This window comes from Mycolicibacterium sp. SMGY-1XX, from assembly GCF_059132455.1.
This window is the reverse complement of sequence record NZ_CP101139.1, coordinates 5,614,392-5,639,077: the sequence shown is the minus strand read 5'-3', so window position 1 is coordinate 5,639,077 and position 24,686 is coordinate 5,614,392. Positions and strand designations below refer to the sequence as shown.

At 67.1% G+C, this 24,686-nt stretch carries 25 protein-coding genes; 15 read left to right on the top strand and 10 right to left on the bottom strand.

Features of this window, described 5'->3' with window-relative positions; all coding sequences use genetic code 11:
* Nucleotides 1-204: 204 nt before the first annotated feature.
* A complete protein-coding gene (locus tag NL241_RS26925; RefSeq protein ID WP_494395521.1) occupies nt 205-1,650 on the top strand; it encodes a PGRS repeat-containing protein in 1,446 nt (481 codons plus the stop codon).
* Between the two features lie 80 nt (nt 1,651-1,730).
* Here the strand turns inward: NL241_RS26925 and NL241_RS26920 are convergent, their stop codons facing one another.
* Nucleotides 1,731-2,774 (bottom strand): class I SAM-dependent methyltransferase, encoded by a 1,044-nt coding sequence (locus tag NL241_RS26920; protein WP_487697330.1) that lies wholly within the window; start codon nt 2,772-2,774, stop codon nt 1,731-1,733.
* A 221-nt stretch (nt 2,775-2,995) separates the two neighbouring features.
* Here NL241_RS26920 and NL241_RS26915 point away from each other — a divergent pair, with 221 nt between their 5' ends.
* On the top strand, nt 2,996-3,457 hold the full coding sequence (locus NL241_RS26915) for a hypothetical protein (protein WP_487697332.1): 462 nt from the start codon (nt 2,996-2,998) through the stop codon (nt 3,455-3,457).
* 11 nt (nt 3,458-3,468) lie between these two features.
* Here NL241_RS26915 and NL241_RS26910 read toward each other — a convergent pair whose 3' ends face one another.
* A complete protein-coding gene (locus NL241_RS26910; RefSeq protein ID WP_487697334.1) occupies nt 3,469-4,134 on the bottom strand; it encodes an O-methyltransferase in 666 nt (221 codons plus the stop codon).
* Between the two features lie 203 nt (nt 4,135-4,337).
* On the opposite strand from NL241_RS26910, the gene sigE reads away from it, so the two are divergent.
* The 4 genes from sigE (at nt 4,338) to tatB (ending at nt 7,643) form a co-directional block, all read left to right on the top strand.
* The gene (sigE, locus tag NL241_RS26905) at nt 4,338-5,096 is read left to right on the top strand and encodes an RNA polymerase sigma factor SigE (RefSeq protein WP_487697374.1); all 759 of its coding nucleotides are present in this window, start codon (nt 4,338-4,340) and stop codon (nt 5,094-5,096) included.
* Nucleotides 5,097-5,209: 113 nt separating this feature from the next.
* The gene (gene rseA / locus NL241_RS26900; RefSeq protein ID WP_487697335.1) at nt 5,210-5,614 is read left to right on the top strand and encodes an anti-sigma E factor RseA; all 405 of its coding nucleotides are present in this window, start codon (nt 5,210-5,212) and stop codon (nt 5,612-5,614) included.
* A gap of 90 nt (nt 5,615-5,704) precedes the next feature.
* Nucleotides 5,705-7,228 carry a serine protease HtrA gene (htrA, locus tag NL241_RS26895; protein WP_487697336.1) on the top strand — a complete coding sequence of 508 codons (1,524 nt, stop codon included), beginning with the start codon at nt 5,705-5,707 and terminating at the stop codon, nt 7,226-7,228.
* Nucleotide 7,229: 1 nt separating this feature from the next.
* A complete protein-coding gene (gene tatB / locus NL241_RS26890; RefSeq protein WP_494395520.1) occupies nt 7,230-7,643 on the top strand; it encodes a Sec-independent protein translocase protein TatB in 414 nt (137 codons plus the stop codon).
* 16 nt (nt 7,644-7,659) lie between these two features.
* Here tatB and NL241_RS26885 read toward each other — a convergent pair whose 3' ends face one another.
* From NL241_RS26885 to NL241_RS26870, 4 genes are all read right to left on the bottom strand, one after another.
* Entirely contained in the window at nt 7,660-8,817 is a 1,158-nt protein-coding gene (locus NL241_RS26885) for an Mrp/NBP35 family ATP-binding protein (protein ID WP_494395519.1), read from the bottom strand.
* A 319-nt stretch (nt 8,818-9,136) separates the two neighbouring features.
* Nucleotides 9,137-10,438, bottom strand: a complete 1,302-nt coding sequence (locus NL241_RS26880; protein WP_494395518.1) for a lytic transglycosylase domain-containing protein — start codon at nt 10,436-10,438, stop codon at nt 9,137-9,139.
* A 95-nt stretch (nt 10,439-10,533) separates the two neighbouring features.
* Nucleotides 10,534-11,118 carry a DUF1003 domain-containing protein gene (locus NL241_RS26875; protein ID WP_487697342.1) on the bottom strand — a complete coding sequence of 195 codons (585 nt, stop codon included), beginning with the start codon at nt 11,116-11,118 and terminating at the stop codon, nt 10,534-10,536.
* Nucleotides 11,115-12,401 carry a magnesium transporter MgtE N-terminal domain-containing protein gene (locus NL241_RS26870; RefSeq protein WP_487697344.1) on the bottom strand — a complete coding sequence of 429 codons (1,287 nt, stop codon included), beginning with the start codon at nt 12,399-12,401 and terminating at the stop codon, nt 11,115-11,117. The genes NL241_RS26875 and NL241_RS26870 overlap by 4 nt, the downstream gene beginning before the upstream one ends.
* A 25-nt stretch (nt 12,402-12,426) precedes the next feature.
* Here NL241_RS26870 and NL241_RS26865 point away from each other — a divergent pair, with 25 nt between their 5' ends.
* The gene (locus NL241_RS26865; protein WP_487697346.1) at nt 12,427-13,383 is read left to right on the top strand and encodes an HpcH/HpaI aldolase/citrate lyase family protein; all 957 of its coding nucleotides are present in this window, start codon (nt 12,427-12,429) and stop codon (nt 13,381-13,383) included.
* 182 nt (nt 13,384-13,565) lie between these two features.
* On the opposite strand, the gene NL241_RS26860 is transcribed toward NL241_RS26865, so the two are convergent.
* Together NL241_RS26860 and NL241_RS26855 are read right to left on the bottom strand one after the other, a co-directional pair.
* Nucleotides 13,566-14,147: a DUF4190 domain-containing protein gene (locus tag NL241_RS26860; RefSeq protein ID WP_494395517.1), complete on the bottom strand. Its 582-nt coding sequence runs from the start codon at nt 14,145-14,147 to the stop codon at nt 13,566-13,568.
* 19 nt (nt 14,148-14,166) lie between these two features.
* The gene (locus NL241_RS26855) at nt 14,167-14,691 is read right to left on the bottom strand and encodes a DUF4190 domain-containing protein (RefSeq protein WP_494395516.1); all 525 of its coding nucleotides are present in this window, start codon (nt 14,689-14,691) and stop codon (nt 14,167-14,169) included.
* Nucleotides 14,692-14,852: 161 nt separating this feature from the next.
* Here NL241_RS26855 and NL241_RS26850 point away from each other — a divergent pair, with 161 nt between their 5' ends.
* The 6 genes from NL241_RS26850 (at nt 14,853) to NL241_RS26825 (ending at nt 20,464) form a co-directional block, all read left to right on the top strand.
* A complete protein-coding gene (locus NL241_RS26850) occupies nt 14,853-15,377 on the top strand; it encodes a YflT domain-containing protein (protein ID WP_487697351.1) in 525 nt (174 codons plus the stop codon).
* A gap of 269 nt (nt 15,378-15,646) precedes the next feature.
* On the top strand, nt 15,647-16,954 hold the full coding sequence (locus NL241_RS26845) for an ABC transporter substrate-binding protein (RefSeq protein ID WP_494395515.1): 1,308 nt from the start codon (nt 15,647-15,649) through the stop codon (nt 16,952-16,954).
* Nucleotides 16,951-17,865, top strand: a complete 915-nt coding sequence (locus NL241_RS26840; protein WP_494395514.1) for a carbohydrate ABC transporter permease — start codon at nt 16,951-16,953, stop codon at nt 17,863-17,865. The genes NL241_RS26845 and NL241_RS26840 overlap by 4 nt, the downstream gene beginning before the upstream one ends.
* A 4-nt stretch (nt 17,866-17,869) precedes the next feature.
* A complete protein-coding gene (locus NL241_RS26835; RefSeq protein ID WP_487697376.1) occupies nt 17,870-18,694 on the top strand; it encodes a carbohydrate ABC transporter permease in 825 nt (274 codons plus the stop codon).
* Nucleotides 18,695-18,698: 4 nt separating this feature from the next.
* Complete coding sequence (locus NL241_RS26830) at nt 18,699-19,886, top strand: ABC transporter ATP-binding protein (RefSeq protein WP_494395513.1); 1,188 nt, start codon at nt 18,699-18,701, stop codon at nt 19,884-19,886.
* Entirely contained in the window at nt 19,883-20,464 is a 582-nt protein-coding gene (locus NL241_RS26825) for a suppressor of fused domain protein (RefSeq protein ID WP_487697358.1), read from the top strand. The genes NL241_RS26830 and NL241_RS26825 overlap by 4 nt, the downstream gene beginning before the upstream one ends.
* Before the next feature lie 29 nt (nt 20,465-20,493).
* On the opposite strand, the gene corA is transcribed toward NL241_RS26825, so the two are convergent.
* The gene (corA, locus tag NL241_RS26820; protein ID WP_487697359.1) at nt 20,494-21,588 is read right to left on the bottom strand and encodes a magnesium/cobalt transporter CorA; all 1,095 of its coding nucleotides are present in this window, start codon (nt 21,586-21,588) and stop codon (nt 20,494-20,496) included.
* A gap of 118 nt (nt 21,589-21,706) precedes the next feature.
* On the opposite strand from corA, the gene NL241_RS26815 reads away from it, so the two are divergent.
* Entirely contained in the window at nt 21,707-22,882 is a 1,176-nt protein-coding gene (locus tag NL241_RS26815) for an NAD(P)-dependent malic enzyme (RefSeq protein ID WP_494395512.1), read from the top strand.
* Entirely contained in the window at nt 22,866-23,720 is an 855-nt protein-coding gene (locus NL241_RS26810; RefSeq protein WP_494395511.1) for a glycine betaine ABC transporter substrate-binding protein, read from the top strand. Before NL241_RS26815 ends, NL241_RS26810 begins: the two co-directional genes overlap by 17 nt.
* Nucleotides 23,721-23,785: 65 nt before the next feature.
* Here the strand turns inward: NL241_RS26810 and NL241_RS26805 are convergent, their stop codons facing one another.
* The gene (locus NL241_RS26805; protein ID WP_487697364.1) at nt 23,786-24,616 is read right to left on the bottom strand and encodes an SDR family NAD(P)-dependent oxidoreductase; all 831 of its coding nucleotides are present in this window, start codon (nt 24,614-24,616) and stop codon (nt 23,786-23,788) included.
* Nucleotides 24,617-24,686 lie beyond the last annotated feature (70 nt).

Below are 24,686 nucleotides of genomic sequence, written 5' to 3'. Positions count from 1 at the left end.
GCTCTGAGCTCGACCGCGGCATAGCTAGCTCTCTCAGCTTCTCTCAGCATCCAGGTGAACGTCTTAGGCCCAGTTACATGAATTCACACGTTGTGCAAATGACGAATTCAGATTTTGGTTCCGCCGCGAGCGTTCGGGTGATACGTTGCTGCGACATGCTCCAGTTGTGGGGTATGTCGCACCTGTCGTGGAGGGGATCCATACATGTCAAAGCACTCACAGAAACCCGGCGGTCGTAAGCCCTCGTTGCGGGCGACTGGCGCTGCCGTCGCGGGCGCCGGGCTGATCCTCGGCGCACCCGCGGTCGCCATGCTGGCCACCGCGGGCGCGGCACAGGCCGCTCCGGTGGAAGAGGCCTGCGTCCAGCTCTTCGGCTGCGACACCGACACCAGTTCGGTGTTCAGCGCCGCCGCGTCCACTCCGACCCCGAACTCGCTGTTCGGTGCTGCGCTTGCCCCGGACCCCTTCGCCGACCCGATCGAAGACTTCCTCGACTTCGCGGGCACGATTCCCGGGCTGAACTTCTTCATCGGCAACGGTGCGGACGGCAATGCCTTCCACGTCGACGGCTTCAACGGCGGCATCTTCCTGGGCAGCGGCGGCGACGGCTGGACCGACCCGACCGGCATCCAGGCGGGTGGCAACGGCGGTAACGGCGGCCTGTTCTACGGCGACGGCGGTGACGGCGGTGACAGCGCCTTCGGCCGCAACGGCGGCAATGGCGGTAACGCCGGCTTCTTCTCGTTCTTCGGCAACGGCGGTAACGGTGGCAACGGCGGCAACGGCGTCGCCAACCCGCTCGGCCCGAACACCGCCGGCGGCAATGGCGGCAACGCCGGCAACGCCGGATTCTTCGGCCTGTTCGGCCAGGGCGGTAACGGCGGCAATGGCGGCGACGGTGTCGATGGCTCCAACGCCCCGATCAACATCCCGCTCCCAGGGCTGCCCGGGGCGCCCGGCACCCCGCAGGTGCCTGGTGTTATCGGCGCCGGCCCGGGTGGCACGGGCAATCCCAGCCTGACCCCCGGTGGTGCGGGCGGCGCTGGTGGTGTCGGCGGTGCCGGTATCGGTGCAGTCGGGATCCCCGCGGTAGGTGGTAACGGCGGCACAGGCGCCGACGGTAACGCCGGTGTGGACGCCGAGGATGGCACCGCCGGTGGTGCGGGTGGCGCCGGCGGTAGCGGCGGCCTGTTCGGAGGCGGCGGCAAGGGCGGTAACGGTGGCGTCGGCGGCGACGGCGGCGACACCAGCAGCGCCGGCGGGGCCGGCGGTAACGGTGGCGCCGGCGGTGAAGCACTCGGCGCCGTCAGCGATGCGACCGGCGGCGACGGCGGCACGGGCGGCGACGGCGGCCGTGGCGGCAACGGTGGCGACGGTGGCGACGGCGGCAAGGCCGGCGCCGGCGGCGGGTCCGGATTCTTCGGCGACCGTGGCGACGCGGGTAGCGACGGCGAGGGCGGCGAAGGTGGCGCCAGCGGTGCCGGTGGAGCTGCCGGCAGCGGCGGTTCGGGCGGCAGCGGCATTTCGGTCGGCGGCACCGGCACCGATGGCGACGACGGTGCTGACGGCGCTGACGGCGACGACGGCACCTCGACTGACGGCGAGACCGGCGGCAACGACGGCAGCGCGTCCAGCGACAACGACGCCTAGAGGTCAGATATGACAGTGGGGCGCCGGCTCAGCCGGCGCCCCACTTCTGTCAATGGCGTTGTGAACAACCGAGTTACGGGTTATTGCGGTGAGCCGATCTTTCCGTACACGCGCCAGCGCATCTCGATGGGGCTCTCGTCGCGCGGCACGTCGAATACGTCCTGACCGCTGACCCACTCCTCGAACCAGCTCGTCGGCGGCCACGACTCGGGAGGCAGGTGAGCCTTCTCGTAGTCGTACACCGAGTCGTCACTGAGCATGATCAACGGCAAATCAGCCGCCGCCAAGGCGATTTCGTTGTCGGTGAAAATACTGGTGTAGCACTGCTGACCCAGTTGCCGGGCGGCCTCGTCCAGCTCGAAGCCGGGCTTGACCACGAAGGTGTTGAACACCAGCCGGCCGGCGGGGGCAAGGTGGTGGGCCGCGAGTTCGAACAGGTTGCGCAGCTGTTCTGTCGAGCGGAAGTCGGACACCACCTCCGACAGGACGATCAGCTCATAGTCGTCGCGGAGATCCTGTGTGCTCTCGAAGATGTCACCGGCGATCACGCGCACCGGCAGGTTGTCCCGCTGGGCATCGGTGCTGAGCTGTTCGGCGAATTTCGGCGTCAGCTCGACGGAGTCGACCGGGTGGCCGCGCCGCGCCAAAGCCAGTGTGTTGCGGCCGGTTCCGGCACCGACATCGAGCACCGGGGCGGCTGCTGGGTCGGTGGCAGCTTGGGCCAGTGCCATCACCCGGGCATCGGGTTCGCTTCCGAACAGCGGCGGTGTGCGGGTGCTGATCCAGTTTTCGTAGGCCCGCTCCAGCGTCCACCATTCGATGGTGATCTCGTAGTTCAGCAACGACGCGACACCCGCGCTGTACGCGACGATGATGGTCGACCGAGGCGATTTCGCGAACGCCTCATCGAGTTGGCGCTGCAGTAGCTGCTTCAGATTGGCCAACTCATCGTCCGTGAACGCCCTGCCGACATCGGCGAAGACGTTGCCGCACATGGCCACGTAGTCATCGATCATGCTCGGCACCGCCGGCAGCTGGATCTTGCCCGCCACCGCTGACCGGCGGGTCAGGCGGCGCGTCATCGCCTCGCGCAGCGGGCGTTGATTCCGGTGTTGATTCCCCATCACGACCTTTGCTACACCACCGCGTCCCGGTTGGCCAGTCCGGGGGTCAAAACGAGATGTCCTGGTGTCTTTGCGGATTCAATTAGGGACCTTCCAATTTCGTGGGCAACGACCGCTACTATCAGCCCATGGCGGATAACGCGACTAACGATGAAGCTCGTTCTGGTGCAACGTCTGCCGGTCGCCGGCAACGGGGCCAGTCTCCCAGTTGGATCGCGCCGGTGGCCCTGGTGGTGGCACTCGTCGCGGTCGCGGTTTCGGTGTGGGCTCTGACGTCGAAGCCCGCCGAGCAAACCGCGCAGGACTCGGATGCTTCCTCCGCCGCTGATGTCGCCCCCGCCGATCCTGCTGCCGCCAAGACCCAGATCTGCACCGCTGTCGACACCGTGAGCAAAGCCGTTCAGCTGCAGACCAACGGCAACCTCGGTCCGGATCCAGTGGCACAGACCGCCGTCGCCGGTAACGCCCGTTTGGCTCTGTTGGGTGGCGGCCTGTATCTGGAGAATCAGCTCCGCGACGACACCCCCGAGGAATTGGCCGATCCCGTCCGACGGTTCGCGACCACCCTGCAGGACATCGGCGCCAACGCTCTCACCGGGGTGACGAATCAGGATCCGGTTCAGCAGGGTCGGCTCACCGAAGGTGACCGCCTCCGCCAGGAGATCGTGGGCCTCTGCGCGTAGAGGCCCGGTGGTCACTCGCGGGCGGCGGCCAGGATGCCGTCGCCCAGCGGGATCACCACCGGAGTCAGCCGCTCGTCCTCGGCGATCAGTCGTGCCGCCTCACGAACTGCCGACACTTCGGCGTCATGGGCCGCAGGGTCGCCGGCCCGACCGCCCAACGCAGCGCGGTGCACGACGATCACGCCGCCGGGACGCAGCAGACGTATGCCCTGGACCACGAATTCAGGCTGATCCGTCGGCTCGGCGTCGATAAACACCAGGTCATAGGATTCGTCGGCCAGCCGGGTCAGTACCTCTTGAGCGCGGCCACCGATCAACCGGGTGCGCGACGGGCCGATGCCACCTTCGTTGAAAGCCTGTTTGGCGATCCGCTGGTGCTCCGGCTCGATGTCGATCGTCGTCAAGACGCCGTCATCGCGCATTCCGGACAACAGCCACAAGCCGCTGACCCCAGCGCCGGTACCCACTTCGACAACCGCTTTCCCGCCACTGAGTCGGGCGAGCAGGCTCAACAACGCCCCGACCGCCGGGCTCACCGCGCCGGCTCCGATGTCGGTGGCGCGCTCCCGTGCGGCGGCAAGGACCGCGTCCTCGGAGATCGCGTTCTCGGCGTGCGCCACGATCGACTCGACAGCGCTCGGCCGCGGCTGGCCGGATGGTTCGTCTGCGGGAGGCATGCCCCGCAGCGTAGAGGGCGGCAACCGAACCGCATCGCAGGCGCGCCCGCTTCTCGTCGCCGCCGCACCGATGTGCGACACGCCTCTCATTCCGGTGGTTTCGAATTGTATTTTTGGGGCATAACCAGGGCCGACGATCTATTCTCAGGGAAAGTTCAGATTGCTCATATGGCGTGCACACGGCGATAGACGACGGTGTGTTGATGGAACTCGGCGGTCGCTGGTCCGGGAATAGCGCTTACCCCTCACGCGTTCCCGTGATTATCGGCTTGCCGGTTCCATCTGGCAGTGCCAAGCAGAATGCAGATCAGGAGGATCCGACGACCACGATGACGGCGCCGAACAGCATGTCGCACGTCGCTCAGCATGCCGAAGCCGAATGGGCTCAGCCCACGGACGAGTTGCAGGGAACGGCTGTCTTCGACGCCACCGGCGACAAGACCACCATGCCGTCATGGGACGACCTGGTCCGCCAGCACGCCGATCGCGTGTATCGGCTCGCCTATCGCCTCTCCGGTAATCAGCACGACGCCGAGGACCTCACCCAGGAGACCTTCATCCGGGTGTTCCGATCCGTGCAGAACTATCAGCCGGGCACCTTCGAGGGCTGGCTGCACCGCATCACCACGAACCTCTTCCTGGACATGGTGCGTCGCCGCAGCCGCATCCGGATGGAGGCGCTGCCCGAGGACTACGACCGGGTTCCCGCCGACGAGCCCAACCCCGAGCAGATCTACCACGATTCACGGCTCGGTCCTGATCTGCAGGCCGCACTCGACTCGCTGCCGCCGGAGTTCCGCGCCGCCGTGGTCCTGTGCGATATCGAAGGTCTGTCCTACGAGGAAATCGGAGCGACGCTCGGCGTGAAGCTGGGCACGGTCCGCAGCCGGATCCACCGCGGCCGGCAGGCACTGCGCGAATTCCTGGCTGCGCAGCAGGCCAGTGACGCCGCGGAAAATTAACGGCGAACAAGACGACCAGGTGGGGTGTCTCAGGGCCCTGCACGCGCTACATTTGATAAGAGATCGCTAAGGCTCAGGCGAGAGTAGCGCAGCAGTCGGAAGGGGCGGGGTGAATGAGCGACCGGGGGCACGTGTTCCGACGAGCATTCTCGTGGCTTCCCGCGCAGTTCGCCTCCCAGAGTGACGCCCCTGTCGGCGCTCCCCGCCAGTTCGGCTCCACCGAACACCTCTCCATCGAAGCGATAGCGGCCTTCGTCGACGGCGAACTCCGTATGAATGCGCATCTGCGCGCCGCCCACCACCTCTCGATGTGTTCCGATTGCGCCGCCGAGGTGGACGCCCAACGCCAGGCCCGCGAGGCGCTGCGCGACTCCTGTCCGATCCATATCCCGAGCACTCTGCTGGGCATGTTGTCGCAGATCCCGAACGCCCCGCTGACCCCTCCGGACGATGCGCCGGACCGGATCGCCGACCAGTTAGCTGACGACACAGCGCGGCCCCGCCGTCGCCGCCGGTAGGGTGGATGGGGCCGAGTCCGCCCCGCCGCGGGCTCGATAAGTCAGTTTTCGAGTGGCTCGCATTCCGAGCGCCCCCAGAATGAGGATGACGTGAGTTCGGACCAGGACAACTCAGGCCAGGGGCCCAGTGGGCCGCGTTTGGCGCCGCGTCCCGTTTCGAGGCCGCCGGTTGACGACGCACAGCGCCGCGCATTCGGACGACCCAACGGTGTCGATGGCTCGTTCGTCGCCGAGGAACTGCGCCCACAGAGGTTTCAGGACAACTCGGAATACGAACCGCGGGATCAGCCGCCGGACCCGGTCCTCGCCGAGGCATTCGGTCGCCCGCATCCCAATGGAGACTCTCTACAGCGTCACCCCGTCGACCACGGCGCCCTGGAAGCCGAGGAAGCTGCCAGGAAGAACGGCTCGGGACCTGACGCTGCCGAGGACCCGTGGCGTGACCCCTCGGCAGCCGCCGCACTGGGAACGCCGGCCGTCGCAGCGCCCGCACCGCAGCAGGCCGTGGCGCCCCCCGGCAAGCTCGGTGTGCGCGATGTCCTCTTCGGTGGCCGGGTGTCCTACGCCGCGCTCGCGGTTCTGGCTGTCATCGCACTGGTGATCGGTCTGGCGGGCGGCTGGGTCGGACGCAAGACTGCCGAGGTGGTACAGGCGTTCACCACCTCGAAGATCACCCTCGAGACCGACGGCGCCGACGATGTGCCCCCCGGCCAGATCGCTTCCGTTGCGGCGTCGGTGGCGGACTCGGTGGTCACCATCGAGGCCAAGAGCGACGAGGCGGGGTCTCAGGGTTCCGGCGTCATCATCGACGGCCGCGGGTACGTCGTCACCAATAATCACGTCATCTCCGAGGCCGCCACCAACCCCAGCCAGTGGAAGATGTCCGTGGTCTTCAACGACGGCAAGTCCGTGCCCGCCAACTTGGTGGGCCGCGATCCCAAAACCGACCTGGCCGTGCTGAAAGTCGACAATGTCGACAATCTCACCGTCGCGCGTCTCGGCAACTCCGATGACGTGGTGGTCGGTGAAGAAGTGATCGCCGCCGGCGCCCCGCTGGGATTGCGCAGTACGGTGACCTCGGGCATCGTCAGCGCGCTGCACCGCCCGGTGCCGCTGTCCGGCGACGGTTCCGACACCGACACCGTCATCGACGCCATCCAGACCGATGCGTCCATCAACCACGGCAACTCCGGCGGCCCGCTGATCAACATGGAATCCCAGGTGATCGGCATCAACACCGCGGGCAAGTCGCTTTCCGACAGCGCCAGTGGGCTGGGTTTCGCCATACCGGTCAACGAGGTCAAACAGGTCGCCGAGGCGCTGATCAAGGACGGCAAGATCGCGCATCCGACGCTCGGCCTGTCCGCGCGGTCGGTGAGCAATGATCTGGCGTCCGGCGCGCAGGTGGCCAATGTGCGGGCCGGCAGTCCCGCCGAGCGCGCCGGCATCCTGGAGAACGATGTGGTGGTCAAGGTCGGCAACCGCAACGTGGCCGACGCCAACGAATTCACGGTGGCGGTGCGACAGCTGCCGATCGGGCAGGACTCGCCCATCGAGGTGATGCGTGACGGCCGCCGGGTGACGCTGACAGTCAACCCCACGCCGGACAACTGAGATGTTCGCCAACCTCGGTTGGGGAGAGATGGTGCTCCTGGTCCTCATCGGTTTGGTGGTGCTCGGACCGGAGCGGTTGCCCGGCGCCATCCGATGGACCGCCGGAGCCGTGCGTCAGGCCCGGGAGTACGTCACCGGAGCGACGTCGCAGTTGCGCCAAGACCTGGGACCGGAGTTCGACGACCTCCGGGAGCCACTGTCGGAGCTGCAGAAGTTGCGTGGGATGACGCCCCGCGCGGCGATCACCAAACACCTACTCGACGGCGACGATTCGGTGTTCACCGGCAAGTTCGACAACGCTGCGGGTCAAAAGGGCAGCAAGCCCGCCGATTCTTCTCCGTCCGCACCAGCGGTGGAGCGCACCCCGTCGGTCGAGACACCGGCCAGCACCCCGTACGACCCAGACGCCACCTGACGCCCTGGAAGGGGGTCTACGCCTGGAGGTCGGGTTGACGGCGCGTGGTGTCCAGACCCAGCGACATCCCGGCGAGGCCACGCTTGCGCGCGGTCAAACTGTCGGCGATGCCACGCAGTTCCTTGCCCGCGGCCGAGTCCGGAGCGCTGAGCACCAGCGGGATTCCGGAATCGCCGGCGCTGACCAAGGCCGGGTCCAACGGGACCTGCCCCAGCAGCGGAACGTCGCCGCCCACTGAACGGGACAGGCTCTCGGCCACCTGCTTGCCGCCGCCTTCGCCGAACACGTTCATGACGGTGCCGTCGGGCAGTACCAGGCCGGACATGTTCTCTACGACACCGACAACCCGCTGACGCGTCTGCAGCGCGATGGCACCCGCCCGTTCGGCCACCTCGGCGGCGGCCAGTTGCGGTGTCGTCACCACCAGGATCTCCGCGCCGGGAATCAGCTGCGCCACCGAGATCGCGACGTCGCCGGTACCGGGTGGCAGGTCCAGCAGCAGCACATCCAGATCGCCCCAGTACACGTCGGCGAGGAACTGCTGCAGCGCGCGATGCAGCATCGGGCCGCGCCACACGACGGGGGTGTTGCCCTGGGTGAACTGGGCGATCGAGATGACCTTCACGTCGTGGGCCACGGGTGGGACGATCATCGACTCGACCTGGGTGGGCCGGTCGTTGGTGCCCATCATCCGCGGAACCGAGTGGCCGTAGATATCAGCGTCCAGCAGGCCGACCGACAGTCCACGCGCTGCCATGGCCGCGGCCAGGTTCACCGTCACACTGGACTTCCCGACGCCACCCTTGCCGGAGGCCACCGCATAGACCCGGGTGAGCGAGCCCGGCTGGGCGAACGGGATGACAGGCTCGGGGGAGTCACCGCGCAGCTGCTTGCGCAGTTCGGTGCGCTGCTCGTCGTTCATCACGTCGAGGGTGACCTTGACCGCGCCGGTGCCGGGCACGTCGGCGACGGCCTGGGAGACGGTCTCGGTGATCTCCGACTTCTTCGGACAGCTAGCGGTGGTCAGGTAGATCTCGACGTGAACCGCGGAGTCGGGTCCGACGTCGATGCTCTTGACCATGTTGAGCTCGGTGATCGGTCGACGGAGCTCGGGGTCGATCACCTTGCCGAGCGCGGCCCGGATGGCGGAAGTGAGATCGCTGGTTTGAGACATATCACCGCCGAGTGTAGGCGGGGTCGAGCCGGGCGAGGTACGAGCCCGGTGAAGGGCCCCGCCTGGGGGTGGGGCGGGGTCGAGCCGGGCGAGGTACGAGCCCGGTGAAGGGCCCCGCCTGGGGGTGGGGCGGGGTCGAGCCGGGCGAGGTACGAGCCCGGTGAAGGGCGCCGCCTGGGGGTGGGGCGGGGTCGAGCCGGGCGAGGTACGAGCCCGGTGAAGGGCGCCGCCTGGGGGTGGGGCGGGGTCGAGCCGGGCGAGGTACGAGCCCGGTGTGCCCGTCGTAAACGCACACGCGTCAGGGGAATCCGCGCGCGCGTCAGGCGGCGGGACCGGGCAGCGGGCCCGTTGGCGTCGGGCCCACCGGTGCCGGAGCCGGTGGCGGAGGCGGCGGCGCGAACAGGTTCGCCCACGGCGGGGCCGGCGGCGGCAGCGGTGCGGGTGCCGCGGGCAGCGGCACCAGGGGTGCCGCGGGCGCCGGACCGGGCAGGCCCGGCAGACCGGCTGGGGCAAGCGAAGGCGCTGCCGGGGCATTGGTGATGCAGAAGATCACGCACGGACCCGACACCGGGGTGCCGGCGTCGGCCGGCCCCGGTGGCACCGGCAGCCGGTTGGCGACATCGGTCTGGTTCAGGTTCACCAGCGACAGCTGCGCCAGCGGATCGCTTGCGGGAAGGCCGGCCGCGGTCATCGGCAGATCGGGGCCGATCCCGGTGCGGCCGTTCAGGTGGGCGGCGACGAGCTCGGGCACGGATCCGGTGATCGGCGGCAGGTTCACCGGCTCCACACCGGTGGCGTAGGACGCCGCCCAGCCCAGCACGTTGCGGGCGTAGGCCACCGAATTGTTGTAGCGCAGAACAGAACTCATGACTTGTGCGGGATCGCGCAGGTTCAGCCCGCCGCTGCACAGGTACCGGGCGGCGGCCAGTGCCGAGTCGTAGAGGTTCTGCGGATCGGACTTGCCGTCACCGTCACCGTCGGACGCGTACCGCGACCACGTACCGGGCAGGAACTGCATGGGACCCATGGCACGCGCGTAGGTCGTCCGGCCGGCCTGATTGCTCTGGATGATGATCTCGTTGCCGGGCAGCGTGCCGTCGAGGGTGGGACCGTAGATGGGTCGCACCGCGGTGCCGCGGGCGTCCGTCGCACCCCCATTGGCATGCGCCGATTCGATCCGGCCGATTCCGGCCAGCAGGTTCCAGCTGACACCGCAGTTGGGCAGCGCTTTGGCCATCGTCACTTCGGCGTTGCGGTAGGCCGACAGCGCCATCGAGGGAATCCGCAGCGAACCGGGCGCGGAAACGATCGTCGGTGGCGGCGGAGCCGAGCTGGTCGAGGCCGCGACGTGGAAGCGTGGCGGCGGCCTCTTGACCGAGACCACCACCGGGCCAGACATATCGGGAACCGCAGGGGCTACAGCCGCCAGCGGGGTGACGGCCTCCTCCCGCACCGGATGCAGCGAAGGCCCGGCGGCGCCCACAGTGGCGGCGAGCATCAGCGGGGTGAGCACCACCGCGGTGACAACCGGTGCCTTCGGGGCACCAGAAGCCTTACGGCGGACAGACTTCAGCGCACCCGCGAGAACCTGGTGTGCATCCAAGCCTCCCCTGATGCGCACTAGACCGTCCTAGGAATGTGTTGCGGCAGCTCGCCGGTGTAACCGTGTGAACCCAGTCACCATACATATTCCTGTGACGGCTGTGGCGACAATGGTCACGCTTGGTTCGAGGGGTCCAGGGAGGGCCCCAGTGCCGGTTTCTGCCGGGCCTGTTTCTTGGCCTTGCGCTCCTGGCGTTCAGCCTTCGACAACGCCTGCCTCTCGGGCTGCAGCGCCTCGATCATTTCGCGTAGTTCGTCGAGTTCGCGGCGCAGGTAATCGCGGGTGGCGACCTCGCCGACGGCCAGGCGCAGCGCGGCGAGTTCGCGCGCCAGAAACTCGGTGTCGGCCTTGGTCTGCTGGGCCCGGCGCCGGTCCTCTTCCAGTGCCACCCGGTCGCGATTCTCCTGCCGGTTCTGTGCCAGCAGGATCAGCGGCGCCGCGTACGCGGCCTGCGTCGAGAACGCCAGGTTCAGCAGGATGAACGGGTACGGGTCCCACTGCCAGGCGAACGCACCCATGTTCAGCAGGATCCAGACGATCACGACGATCGTCTGGATGGCCAGGTATCGGCCGGTCCCCAGGAACCGCGCGATGGATTCGCTGACCCGTGCTGCAGCCTCGACGTCGATCCGCGGTGTGAACCGCCGCCGCGAGACCCGGGGAGTGCCAAGCCGGTCGCGACTGGAGGTATCGCTCACGAGGCCGAGTCCAGTTCGGGTTCGTCAGGGCGTTCGCGCCAGTCGTGCGGAAGCAGGTGATCCAGCACGTCGTCGACGGTGACCGCGCCGAGCAGGTGGCTCTCGTCGTCGACCACCGGCCCGCACACCAGGTTGTAGGCGGCGAAATACCGGGTCACCCCTGCCAGGGACGTATCCGGGACCAGGCTGGGCAGATCCTTGTCGATCATGCCGCTCACCAGCGCCGCCGGCGGCTCGCGTAACAGGCGCTGTAGGTGCACGCAGCCAAGGTAGCGGCCGGTCGGGGTGGCGGTAGGCGGCCGCACCACGAACACCAGCGACGACAGGGCAGGAGTCAGATCAGGATCGCGCACCCGGGCCAGGGCCTCGGCGACCGTGGTGTCCGGTGCCAGCACCACCGGTTCCGAGGTCATCAGACCGCCGGCGGTGTCGGGGGAGTGCTGCAGCAGGCGTCGCACCGGGTCGGAATCCTCCGGATCCATCCGGGCCAAAAGCATCTCCGCGTCCCCGGGGTTCAGCACGCCGAGCAGGTCGGCCGCGTCGTCGGGATCCATGGCCTCCAGGACGTCGGCGGCGCGTTCGGTGCCCAACTGCAGCAACAGCTGGGTCTGATCGTCTTCGGGGAGCTCCTGCAGGACGTCGGCCAAGCGTTCGTCGTCGAGGGCGTTGACCACTTCGTTGCGGCGTTTGGACGGCAGCTCGCGGAGCGCGTCGGCGACCTCGATCGGACGTTGGCCCTCGAACTGGTGCAGCAGCTGGGCCACATCCTGGCCGGGCATGGCCAACGCCGAGGGGGTGAGCCCGTGCACGTTCTGCCAGTCGACGATGTGCACCGTGGTGCGACGCCCCAGCCGGCGGTGGTTGCGGACGGCCACCCGCGTCACCATCCAGTCCCGCGACCGGACCGGTTCGATACCCAGATCGATCACCACCACGTCCACCGCCTGCAGCTCGGGCAGTTCGGGATCGTTGACCCGTACCCGGGTGTCGAGCACCTGGCCCAGCACCAGCACCTCGCCGGGTCGTTGTGCGAAGCGGCGCAGTGAGAGGTTGGCGGTATTGAGGGTGACGGCCTGTGGCTCGATGGCGGTGACGCGGAGAATCGGAACGAAAATCCTTCGGCGCGAGAGCAATTCGACGACGAGGCCGAGCACCCTCGGTTGTTGCCGGACGATGCTGATGCTGATCACCACGTCACGCACCCGACCCAGCGATTCGCCGTCGGGACCGAGGACGGCCAAGCCCGCGAGACGAGCTGCGAACACCCTGTTGACCGACGCCATAACTACAAAGGGTAGGAGTGAAAGCGTGAATAGCGCGTATCGACCCCGCAGAACGTGTTTGTCCGTGCCCGGCAGCAGCCGCAAGATGATCGACAAGGCCAAGAGCCTGCCCGCCGACGAGGTGTTCCTCGACCTCGAGGATGCGGTGGCGCCCGAGGCCAAACAGGCCGCCCGTCCGGTGGTGGCGGCCGCCCTGGCCGAACCCGGGTGGGGCAACCAGTTGCGTGGTGTGCGGGTCAACGACTGGACCACCCCGTGGACGCACGCCGACGTCATCGAGGTGGTGGCAGGCGCCAAGGAAGCCCTGGACGTCATCGTGCTGCCGAAGGTCACCGAGGTGGCGCACGTGTCGGCGCTGGATCTGCTGCTCACCCAGCTCGAGCACACCCACGGGCTGGAGATCGGCCGTATCGGTATCGATGCCCAGATCGAGGACGCGCGCGGGTTGACCCAGATCAACGCGATCGCAGCGCACCCGCGGGTGCACGCGTTGGTGCTGGGTCCCGCCGACCTGATGGCAAGCCTGAACATGCGCACGCTGGTGGTCGGTGAACAGCCTGAAGGGTACGACGTCGGCGACGCGTATCACCACGTGCTGATGTCGATCCTGGTCGCCGCGCGCGCTCACGGGATCGCCGCCGTCGACGGTCCGTATCTGAAGGTCCGCGACGTCGAGGCGTTCAGGAAGGTGGCGGGCCGGTCAGCCGCGCTGGGTTACGACGGCAAATGGGTGCTGCATCCGGATCAGATCGCGGCGGGCAATGAAATCTTCAGCCCTCGTCAGCAGGACTACGACCACGCGGAGCTGATCCTGGAGGCTTACGAGTGGCACACCTCGCGGGCCGGCGGCGCCAGGGGAGCGGTGATGCTCGGCGACGAGATGATCGACGAAGCCAGTCGCAAGATGGCGTTGGTGATCGCGGGGAAGGGCCGGGCCGCCGGAATGCAGCGGCAGGCCGACCCGTTCGTCCCACCGAGCTAGTGGCTGTAGCTCGGCCCGCTGTCCCCGGGCTCCTCCGTCGCCCGGCTCGGCGACCGAGCTGGTGGCTGTAGCTCGGCCCGCTGTCCCCGGGCTCCTCCGTCGCCCGGCTCGGCGACCGAGCTGGTGGCTGTAGCTCGGCCCGCTGTCCCCGGGCTCCTCCGTCGCCCGGCTCGGCGACCGAGCTAGTACGTCCCGTAGCTGGAACTGTTCGCCGCGACAATGACGATGAACACGATGTACAGGATGCCGAACACCACCACGGCACTGCCGATGATCAGACCGGCCAGCGCCATGCCGTAGCCGTCCTGGCCGGTCTGCTTGGTCTCCCGCATCGCGATGATGCCCAGGATGATTCCGGCGATCGACGGTAGCCCGCACAGCAACAGACCGCCGACGGCGGTGACCAACGCGGCGATCGCCTTGCCGTTGGTGCCCGGGGGCTTGTGCTGGCCGTAGGGGTCGTACGGGTGGTAGCCCGGGTACGGCGGATAACCAGCTGGCGCGCCGGGGTAGGCCGCCGGGTACGGCGGCGGGTACGGCGGGGGATAACCGCCCGACGGCGCGGGATAACCGCCCGACGGCGGGGGGTAATCGCCCGGGGGTACAGGCGGAGGATAGGCCGGCGGCGGGGCGCCGTAGCCCGGGCCCGGATAGTTGGCCGGGTAGTCCACCGGCGCATACGGGTCGGCGGACGGCGCCGAGTCCTCGAGCGGCGGGTACTCCGACCCGCGCGACTGTGGTTCCGGGTTGCCCGGGTTGGTCATATGGTCCCTGCTTCCAGCGTCATCGCAGCGCGAAGATGGTCCAGATCAACGTGACGATGAGCATCGCCACGCCGACCACAATGCCAGCCACGGCGATCCCATAGCCCTCCTGCCGGGTCTCCTTGATCTGACTCAGTGCCACGAGCCCGAGCACGATTCCGACGATGGAGAGGATTCCGCCGCAGAACGGCACGATCCCGAGCACCGAGGTCACCAGCGAAGCGATCGCCATGGTGTTGGTGGTGGTTTGCTGCGGCGGGGCATAGCCGTAGCCGTACTGGTCCGGGCCGGGGAAACCCGACGGGTAGGGCGGACCGTATCCATGTCCGGGTGGGGGGCCGTACTGCGGGGGCTGGGAGGAGAAGTCCGGGTACCCGGACGGGGGCGACTGCGCGGCGTCGTGAACCGGTGACCCGGGGGCCGCAGGAGGCTCGTGTGCCGGAGATGGCTGCTCGGCCCGTGGTGTCTCCTCAGGGCCGGACGGCGGGTCCTCTCCCATCTGCTCACGCGGCTTGTCGCCGGAGTTTCCGCCGGACAGAGTCATGCTTTCAACCTAGCGTATGCGCTGGTCGAGCGGCAGGATCGACAGGTGCGGGCACCAAAGTCCGTGCTGGGGCGTTGACGGTGAAAGGCAAGGACTTCGGGAGTGACGGTGATGTGGGAAACACTGGCCGAAGCGGTGCTCTTAGAGGAGGATGACGAGCTATGACCAGTCCGTTCCAACCGGGGCAGGCGTCCGGCGCAGCGGCAGGCGGCGCGCGAGGACGGCGCGCGCCCGTGGGCCTGCCGACGCCCCCGAAGGGTTGGCCCATCGGGTCCTACCCGACGTACGCGGAGGCGCAGAAGGCCGTCGACCACCTGTCGGACAACGAATTCCCGGTGGAGCAGGTGACCATCGTGGGCGTCGACCTGATGCAGGTGGAGCGGGTCACCGGTCGGCTGAGTTGGCCCAAGGTCCTGGGCGGCGGTGTGCTGACCGGCGCTTGGCTGGGCATCTTCATCGGTTTGGTGCTCGGCTTCTTCAGCCCCAACCCGTGGGCGTCGTTGTTGACCGGTTTGATCGCCGGCGTCTTCTTCGGCTTGATCACCTCGGCGATCCCGTATGCGATGGCGCGGGGTACAAGGGATTTCAGCTCCACGATGCAGCTCGTGGCAGGCCGCTACGACGTGTTGTGCGACCCGCAGAACGCCGAACGGGCCCGCGACATGTTGGCCCGCCTCACCCTCTGACCGTTCGCTGAGGCCGGTGCCCAGCCGTTGATTCGCGGCTGATTAGCTGGTCAGGATTGCGACGCGCGCACTGACAGTGTTGCATCTCACGGTCTTGTCGCTCTACGGTTCTCGCGCGGGACAAGCCCGCCACGAAGCCGGAAGGCGGTGTTCAGCCGTTGGTCGCACCTGGTCGTGTCACGGTTGTCCGGCGGTTCGGCGCTGCCGCCTTGGCGGCTCTCACCTCGGCTTCGCTGGTGTCAGCGTGTAGTTCGGGTCCGGGGGGCCTGGTGGTCAGTTTCTACACGCCGGCGAGCGAGATGGCGACGTTCACCGCGGTTTCCGAGCGTTGCAACGAGCAACTCGGGGGCAAGTTCACCATCCAGCAGATCAGTTTGCCCAAGGGCGCCGACGACCAACGCCTGCAGCTGGCTCGCCGCTTGACCGGTAACGACCGGACGCTCGACGTCATGGCGCTGGATGTCGTGTGGACGGCGGAGTTCGCCGAAGCGGGCTGGGCCGTACCCCTTTCGGAGGATCCGGCGGGCGCGGCAGTCCCGGATGTGACCGGCACCACACTGCCGGGTCCGCAGGAGACCGCGACATGGAACGATCAGCTCTACGCCGCGCCGGTGACGACGAACACCCAATTGCTCTGGTACCGCGCCGATTTGATGCCTGAGCCGCCGACCACGTGGGACGCGATGGTGGCCGAGGCCACCAGGCTGCACTCCGAAGGCAAACCGAGCTGGATTGCGCTGCAAGCCAAGCAGTACGAAGGCTTGGTGGTGTGGTTCAACACCCTGCTGGAAAGCGCAGGCGGACAGGTCCTCTCCGACGACGGCAAGACCGTCACACTCACCGATACCCCCGAGCACCGGGCCGCGACGGTCAAGGCGTTGTCCATCATGAAGGCGGTGGCCACCGCTCCCGGTGCGGATCCGTCGATCACCCAGACCGACGAGGGCACCGCCCGCCTCGCGCTGGAGCAGGGCAACGCCGCGTTGGAGGTCAACTGGCCGTTCGTGCTTCCGTCGATGCTGGAGAACGCCATCAAAGGCGGGGTGTCCTTCCTGCCGCTGAACGAACGCCCCGATCTGCAGAGCGCCATCAACGAAGCGGGCTCCTTCTCCCCGGACGACGCACAGTTCGCCGCGGCCTACGAGGCGAGCCAGGAAGTCTTCGGGTTCGCGAAGTATCCGGCGGTGAACGAGGGCGAGCAGGCCCGGGTGACGCTGGGCGGGCTGAACCTGGCCGTCGCCAGTACCAGTCAGCACAAGGCCGAAGCCTTCGAGGCGATCCGGTGTATCCGCAGCGAGGAGAACCAGAAGCTCACCTCCATCGAAGGCGGTCTGCCCGCGGTACGCACCTCGCTCTACGACGATCCGCAGTTCCAGGCGAAGTACCCGCAGTACGCGATCATTCGCGAACAGCTGACCAACGCCGCCGTACGGCCGGCGACTCCGGTGTACCAGTCGGTGTCCACCCGGATGTCGGCCACCTTGGCGCCGATCAGCGACATCGATCCCGAGAGCATGGCCGACGAGCTCGCCGAACAGGTGCAGAAAGCGATCGACGGTAAGGGGCTCATTCCGTGACCGCGGCAGTCTCCGAACGCAAGCAGACTTTGTCCGATGACAAGAAATCCGAACGCCGACTTGCCTTTCTGCTGATCGCTCCGGCGGTCATCCTCATGGTGGCCGTCACGGGGTACCCGATCGTGTACGCGGTCTGGCTGAGCCTGCAGCGCTACAACCTGGCCACCCCGAACGACGTCGAGTTCGTCGGCCTCGAGAACTACATCACCGTTCTCTCCGACGGTTACTGGTGGACGGCATTCGCGGTCACCTTGGCCATCACCGTCATCTCCGTCACGATCGAGTTCGTCCTCGGTATGGCGCTGGCGCTGGTGATGCACCGGACGATCTTCGGAAAAGGCCTGGTGCGCACCGCGATCCTGATCCCGTACGGCATCGTCACGGTGGCCGCCTCCTACAGCTGGTACTACGCCTGGACCCCAGGCACCGGCTATCTGGCCAACCTGCTGCCCACCGGTTCGGCCCCGCTGACCGAGCAGATTCCGTCACTGGCCATCGTGGTTCTGGCCGAGGTGTGGAAGACGACACCCTTCATGGCGCTGCTGCTGCTGGCTGGATTGGCGCTGGTACCAGACGATCTGCTCAAGGCCGCTCAGATGGACGGGGCAGGTGCCTGGCAGCGGCTGACGAAGATCATCCTGCCGATGATCAAGCCCGCCATCCTGGTGGCGTTGCTGTTCCGCACACTGGATGCGTTCCGCATCTTCGACAACATCTACGTCCTGACGGCGGGATCCAACAACACCGCATCGGTGTCCATCCTGGGCTACAACAACCTCTTCAAGGGTTTCAGCCTGGGCCTGGGGTCGGCGATCAGCGTGTTGGTGTTCCTCTGCGTCGCACTGATCGCGTTCATCTTCATCAAACTCTTCGGGGCCGCGGCACCGGGATCGGACGCTGATCGTGTCTGAACAAGTGAATACGCGCCGGGCCACGGCGTGGATCGTCATCGACGTGTTGGTGGTGCTGTACGCACTGTTCCCGGTGCTGTGGATCCTGTCGCTGTCACTCAAGCCGACCTCGAGTGTCAAGGACGGCAAGCTGATTCCGTCGGAGATCACCTTCGACAACTATAAGGCGATCTTCCGTGGAGATGCTTTCAACTCGGCGCTGATCAACTCGATCGGTATCGGACTGATCACCACGGTGATCGCCGTCGTGATCGGGGCCATGGCGGCCTATGCCATCGCGAGGTTGACCTTCCCCGGCAAGAAACTCTTGGTCGGTGTCGCCCTGCTGATCGCGATGTTCCCGCAGATCTCCTTGGTGACACCGCTGTTCAACATCGAACGGCAGCTGGGGCTGTTCGACACCTGGCCCGGCCTCATCATCCCGTACATCACCTTCGCGCTGCCGCTGGCCATCTACACGTTGTCGGCGTTCTTCAAAGAGATCCCCTGGGACCTGGAGAAGGCCGCCAAGATGGACGGTGCCACCCCGGGTCAGGCGTTCCGTAAGGTGATCGCGCCGCTGGCCGCACCCGGTATCGTCACCGCTGCCATCCTGGTGTTCATCTTCGCGTGGAACGACCTGCTGCTGGCTTTGTCGCTGACCGCCACCAAGGCCGCGATCACCGCACCGGTGGCCATCGCGAACTTCACGGGCAGTTCACAATTCGAGGAACCCACCGGCTCCATCGCGGCGGGCGCCATCGTGATCACCATCCCGATCATCATCTTTGTTCTCATCTTCCAGCGGCGGATCGTCGCTGGATTGACCTCCGGCGCGGTGAAGGGGTAGCGCGATGGCAGAGATCGTGTTGCAGAACGTCAACAAGAGTTACCCCGACGGCAACGGTCAGCGGCAGGCGGTGAAGGACTTCTCGATCTCCATCGCCGACGGCGAGTTCATCATCCTGGTCGGCCCGTCGGGCTGCGGTAAGTCGACCACGCTGAACATGATTGCGGGCCTGGAGGACATCACCTCCGGCGACCTGCTCATCGACGGCTCCCGTGTCAACGACAAGGCGCCCAAGGACCGCGACATCGCGATGGTGTTCCAGTCGTACGCCTTGTACCCGCACATGACGGTGCGCGAGAACATCGCCTTCCCTCTCACCATCGCCGGCGTCCCGAAAGCGGAAATCACCAAGAAGGTGGAGGACACCGCCAAGATCCTCGACCTCGGTGAGTTCCTGGACCGGCGGCCGTCGCAGTTGTCGGGTGGGCAGCGGCAGCGAGTTGCCATGGGCCGCGCCATTGTTCGCAGTCCCAAGGCGTTCCTGATGGACGAGCCGCTGTCCAATCTCGACGCCAAGCTGCGGGTGCAGATGCGGGGTGAGATCGCGCGGCTGCAGCAGCGATTGGGTACCACCACCATCTACGTCACCCACGACCAGACCGAGGCCATGACGCTGGGGGACCGGGTGGTGGTCATGCGAGGCGGGGTCGCCCAGCAGATCGGCACGCCGACCGAGTTGTACGAGCGGCCGGCCAACTTGTTCGTCGCCGGCTTCATCGGGTCGCCGGCCATGAACTTCTTCCCCGCCACGTTGACCGACATCGGCGTCAAACTGCCCTTCGGCGAGGTGACGCTCACCCAGGACGCCTACGACGTGCTGGTCAAACATCCGGCGGCCAAGAATCTGATCGCCGGTATCCGCCCCGAGCATCTCGAGGACGCGGCGCTGTTGGACGGCTACGCCAGAATCCGTGCACTGACGTTCCCGGTCAAGGTCGACCTGGTGGAGTCGCTGGGCCCCGACAAGTACCTGTACTTCACCACCTCGGGATCCGGTGCCCGGGCCGAGCAACTCGCCGAACTGGCGGCCGAATCCGGCGCGGCGGAAAACGAATTCGTCGCACGCGTGTCCACCGAGTCGAAGGCCGGCAAGGGGCAGGACGTCGAGTTGGCGTTCGACACCTCGAAACTGGTCCTCTTCGATGCTGATTCGGGTGCCAACCTCAGCGTGCCGCCCGCCGGAGAGCAGTGACGCAGGTTCTGACCGAGGTCCGCGCACACCTGCGCGGACATTTTGTCGCGGCCGGTATCGACCGGGAACCCGATGCGGCCAGTGTGACGTTCCTGGGCGTCGAACGCATCGAGGTGCTGCGCTTCGGCCCCGACCGCGACGGCGTGGTCCATTACGTGTCCCTGGGATGCTCACGGCATCCGATGGGGGATCCGGCGCAGCTGGCCACCGACCCGCTGCACGGTCCGCGCGCCGAAGTGGTTGTCAGCTTGCGTGATTCAGCGCCGACGCCGGGTATCGCCCGGGCCGTCGCCCTACTGGCCGCCACTCCGGCCGTCGACGGGGTGGTGCTGCAGCCGGACGCGCTGATCGACCTGGGCGCAACGCTGTGGGAAGGGGCCCGGGTGAGCGCGGTGGTGCTCGGAGCCGCCGATATTCCGGACCTGCCCCTGGACGCTCCGCGGGATCCGGTGCGCTTCTTGTCGGCCATCCCGATCTCGGCCAACGAAGCGGCGTGGGTGCGGCTCAAGGGTATCGAGGAGTTGCGGCGTACCTGGGAACAGGACGGCGTCGATGTACGTGACCCCGCGCGGCTCTAGCTTTCCCGAGGTGCGTGAGAGCCCGGTTCCTACAGCCAGTTGTTGCGGCGGAAGGTCCGGTACAACAGCGTGCAGATGGTGAACATCACCAGCAGGACAGCGGGATAGCCCCACGTCCACTGCAATTCGGGCATGTGCTCGAAGTTCATGCCGTAGATGCCGGCGATCATCGTCGGCACGGCGGCGATGGCCACCCACGCAGAGATCTTGCGCATGTCGGTGTTCTGCTGCATCGACACCTTCGCCTGCGCGGCCTGCACCAGTGAACTCAACATCTCGTCGTAGCTGGTGATCTGGTCGGCGGCCTGCGTCTGGTGGTCCATGACGTCGCGGAAATAGCGCAGGATCTCCTTGGAGATCAGGTCCTTGTGTTCGGTGAGCAGCCGCTGCAGTGCCACCGTCAGGGGGCTCACGGCGCGCCGGAGCTCGACCACTTCGCGCTTGAGCAGATAGATCTGCGCGATGTCGGTGTTGCGGGTGGAGAAGGCGTCTTCCTCGATGGCGTCGATATCGCACTCCATCAGCTGGGTGACGTCCCGGTAGCTGTCCACCACGTGGTCGGCGATGGCATGCATCACCGAGTAGGGACCCAGCGCGAGGTGACTCTGCTCGGCTTCCATCGCCTTGCGGACCCCGGCCAGACCCGTGTGGTCGCCGTGGCGCACGGTGACCACGAAATCGGGCCCGACGAACACCATGATCTCCCCGGTCTCGACGATCTCGCGGGCCGCTTGCACCGAATCGTGGGCCACGTAGTTGACGGTCTTGAGCACCATGAACAAGGTGTCGTCGTAGCGCTCGAGCTTGGGGCGCTGATGCGCATGCACGGCATCTTCGACGGCAAGGGGATGCAGGTGGAAGACATCGGCGACGGCTTGCATCTGATGCTCGTCGGGTTCGTGCAGGCCGATCCAGACGAAGGACTTGTGATCGGAGAACTCGATCTCGCGGACCTTGTCCAGCGCCGCACCGTGGGTGTATTTGCCCGGCAGGCGTGCACCGTCGACGTAGATGCCGCAGTCCACCATGGCCCGCGCGACGGGGACGTGGATGCGTTTGGCGTCAATCGCTTCGGGTTCGGTGTGGTCGCGGCGAACTTGCGGACGTGCGCGAAACGTCGGCATGGTGCCTCCCCTGGTTGGTGGTCCGCGCGCATGGTACGCCCGGCACCTGAACGTGAGCCGTCCTCACGAGCAGGGAACCGCCCCCGGTGAGGTTGTGAGGTGAAGTAACGTGACCCGCGTGGCTGAATCAGGGAACCCCCGCCTCGTCATCGACGACGAGGAGATCTTCAAGGCGCACGAGGGCGGCAAGCTCTCCGTGGAGCTCAAGTCGCCGCTGGACACCCAGCGCGCCCTTTCCATTGCCTACACCCCGGGCGTAGCCCAGGTCAGTCGCGCGATCGCCGCCGATGCCACCTTGGCCCAGCGCTACACCTGGGCCAACCGGTTGGTGGCGGTGGTCAGCGACGGCAGCGCGGTGCTGGGCCTCGGCGATATCGGCGCGGCCGCGTCGCTGCCGGTGATGGAAGGCAAGAGCGCGCTGTTCAAGACGTTCGCCGGGTTGGATTCAATCCCTATCGTGCTGGACACCAAGGATCCCGACGAGATCGTCGAGACGCTGGTGCGGCTGCGGCACACGTTCGGTGCGGTGAATCTGGAGGACATCTCGGCGCCGCGCTGCTTCGAGATCGAGCGTCGGGTCATCGAGGCTCTGGACTGCCCGGTGATGCACGACGATCAGCACGGCACCGCGATCGTGGTGCTGGCCGCCCTGCACGGCGCGGCCAAGGTGCTCAACCGGGACATGCACACGCTGCGGGTGGTGATCTCCGGTGCCGGAGCCGCCGGGGTGGCGTGCACCAACATCCTGCTGGCCAAGGGGATCACCGACATCACGGTGCTCGACTCCAAGGGGATCGTGCACACCGGCCGCGACGACCTCAACACATTCAAAGCCGACCTGGCCACTCGCACCAATCCCGCCGGCCGCACCGGTGGCATCGCCGAGGCGCTCGACGGGGCCGACATGTTCCTGGGCCTGTCCGCCGGCGTCGTCCCCGAGGACATCATCGCCACCATGGCACCCGGCGGCATCGTGTTCGCGCTGTCGAACCCGGACCCGGAGATCCACCCCGACGCCGCCAAGAAGTACGCGGCCGTGGTGGCCACCGGGCGAAGCGACTTCGCCAACCAGATCAACAACGTGCTGGCGTTCCCCGGTGTGTTCCGCGGGGCGCTGGACGCTGGTGCCCGCCGGATCACCGAGCGCATGAAAGTGGCTGCGGCCGAAGCGATATTCTCGGTGGTCGGCGACGACCTGACTCCGGAGTACATCGTACCCAGCCCGCTGGACCCCCGGGTGAGTCCGGCGGTGGCGGCGGCAGTTGCAGCGGCGGTCGATGAGGCGCACCGCTAGCCTGCGCCGGTTCGCGCTCGCCCTGGCGGTGGCGGCGCTGACGGCCTGCGGCGCCCAGTCGTCATCGCCGGCGTCGATGGCGGTGGGCGCAGGGCCGAGCCCCGATTCGGAGCTGCTGGCCAACCTGTACGCCGCGGCTCTACGTTCCTACGGCACGCCGGCACATGTCGAGGTGACGCCGGATCCGTTGGCGGGCTTGGATTCCGGCTCGCTGACCGTCGTTCCGGGTTTCACCGGAACGCTGCTCGACCTGTTCGCTCCGGGCATGACCGCGCGTTCCGACGACGAGGTGTACGACGAGATGGTCGGAACCCTGCCGGAGGGCGTGGCGGCAGGTGACTACACCACCGCGGCCGAGGACAAGCCGGCGGCGGCGGTGACCGAGCGAACAGCCACGGCGTGGGGGGACAGCGACCTCGCCGCACTTGTCGAGCATTGCGACGAGGTCACCGCGGGCGCTGTTCGTGGTTACTCGCCGCCGAGCGAGCTGGGTCGCTGCGATATGCCGAAGCCTCGCGAATTCCTCAGTGATTCAGCACTTTTCGACGCGCTACAGTCCGGTGAGATCAACGTTGCCTGGACGTCGACCGCGGACCCGGAGGTGCCCGGCGACGTCGTGGTGCTCGCCGATCACAAGCCGGTGCTGATCAAGGCCGAGAATGCCGTGCCGCTGTACCGGCGCAACGAACTGACCGCACGGCAGGTGCTAGCTGTCAACGAGGTGGCCGGCGTGCTGGACACCGCTGCCCTCAAGCAGATGCGCGCCGACGTCGCCGGCGGCGCCGACCCCAGGCAGGTGGCCGAGGCCTGGCTGGCCGACAACCCGATCGGCCGCTAGCGACCACTGCCGAGCGCGCGTGTCTGTACGGCGACACTCCGTGTCGGGCGTACAAACCCGCGCGCTCAGTGCACGCCGGGCAGGGTCTTGGACACCGCGCCCAGGAACAACCGCTGGTAACCCGAGCCCGTCAGCCGCACGATCACGTCGAGCACCTTGGCGTCGGCGCCGACGAGCACCCGCGCCTTCTTCTTGCGCACCGCCTCGAGGATGATCTTGGCCGCCCGCTCAGGGGTGGTGCTGGCGAGCTTCTTGTCGAAGACCGCAGCCAGTTCCTTGGGGTCCAGCCCTTCGGCGGCCGTCGCGTTGCGGGCGATCGCGGTCTTGATGCCGCCGGGGTGCACCGCCGTGACCGCGACCGGCCGCTTCTTGGCCAGCATCTCCTGGCGCAGCGATTCGGTGAACCCGCGGACAGCGAATTTGGCTGCGTTGTAAGCGGATTGGCCGGGTACCGCGAAGATGCCGAACAGGCTCGAGACGTTGATGACGTGGCCGTCACCGGACTCGATGAGGTGCGGCAGAAACGCCTTGGTGCCGTTGACGACACCCCAGAAATCGACGTCGATCACCCGCTCGATGTCTTTGAACTGGCTGACCTCGACATCGCCGGTGAACGCGATCCCCGCGTTGTTGTAGATCTGGTTGACCTTGCCGAAGTGGGCTTTGACGGCATCGGCGTACAGCAGGAAGGCTTCGCGCTCGGTGACGTCGAGCCGGTCTGCCTTGACCGGCGCGCCGATCGCCTTGAGTCGCTCCTCGGTGACCGCGAGGCCTTCGGTGTCGACGTCGCTGATGGCGAGCTGCGCCCCGCGACGGCCCAGTTCGATGGCGAGCGCCTGACCGATACCCGATCCGGCGCCGGTGACGACGGCGACTTTCCCGGCAAAGCCCTCCATACCCACACTCCCTCGTGTCGTGCCGCTATTTGACTTGTGTTGAGTTTAGTCGGTACCGCGGGTATCGCTA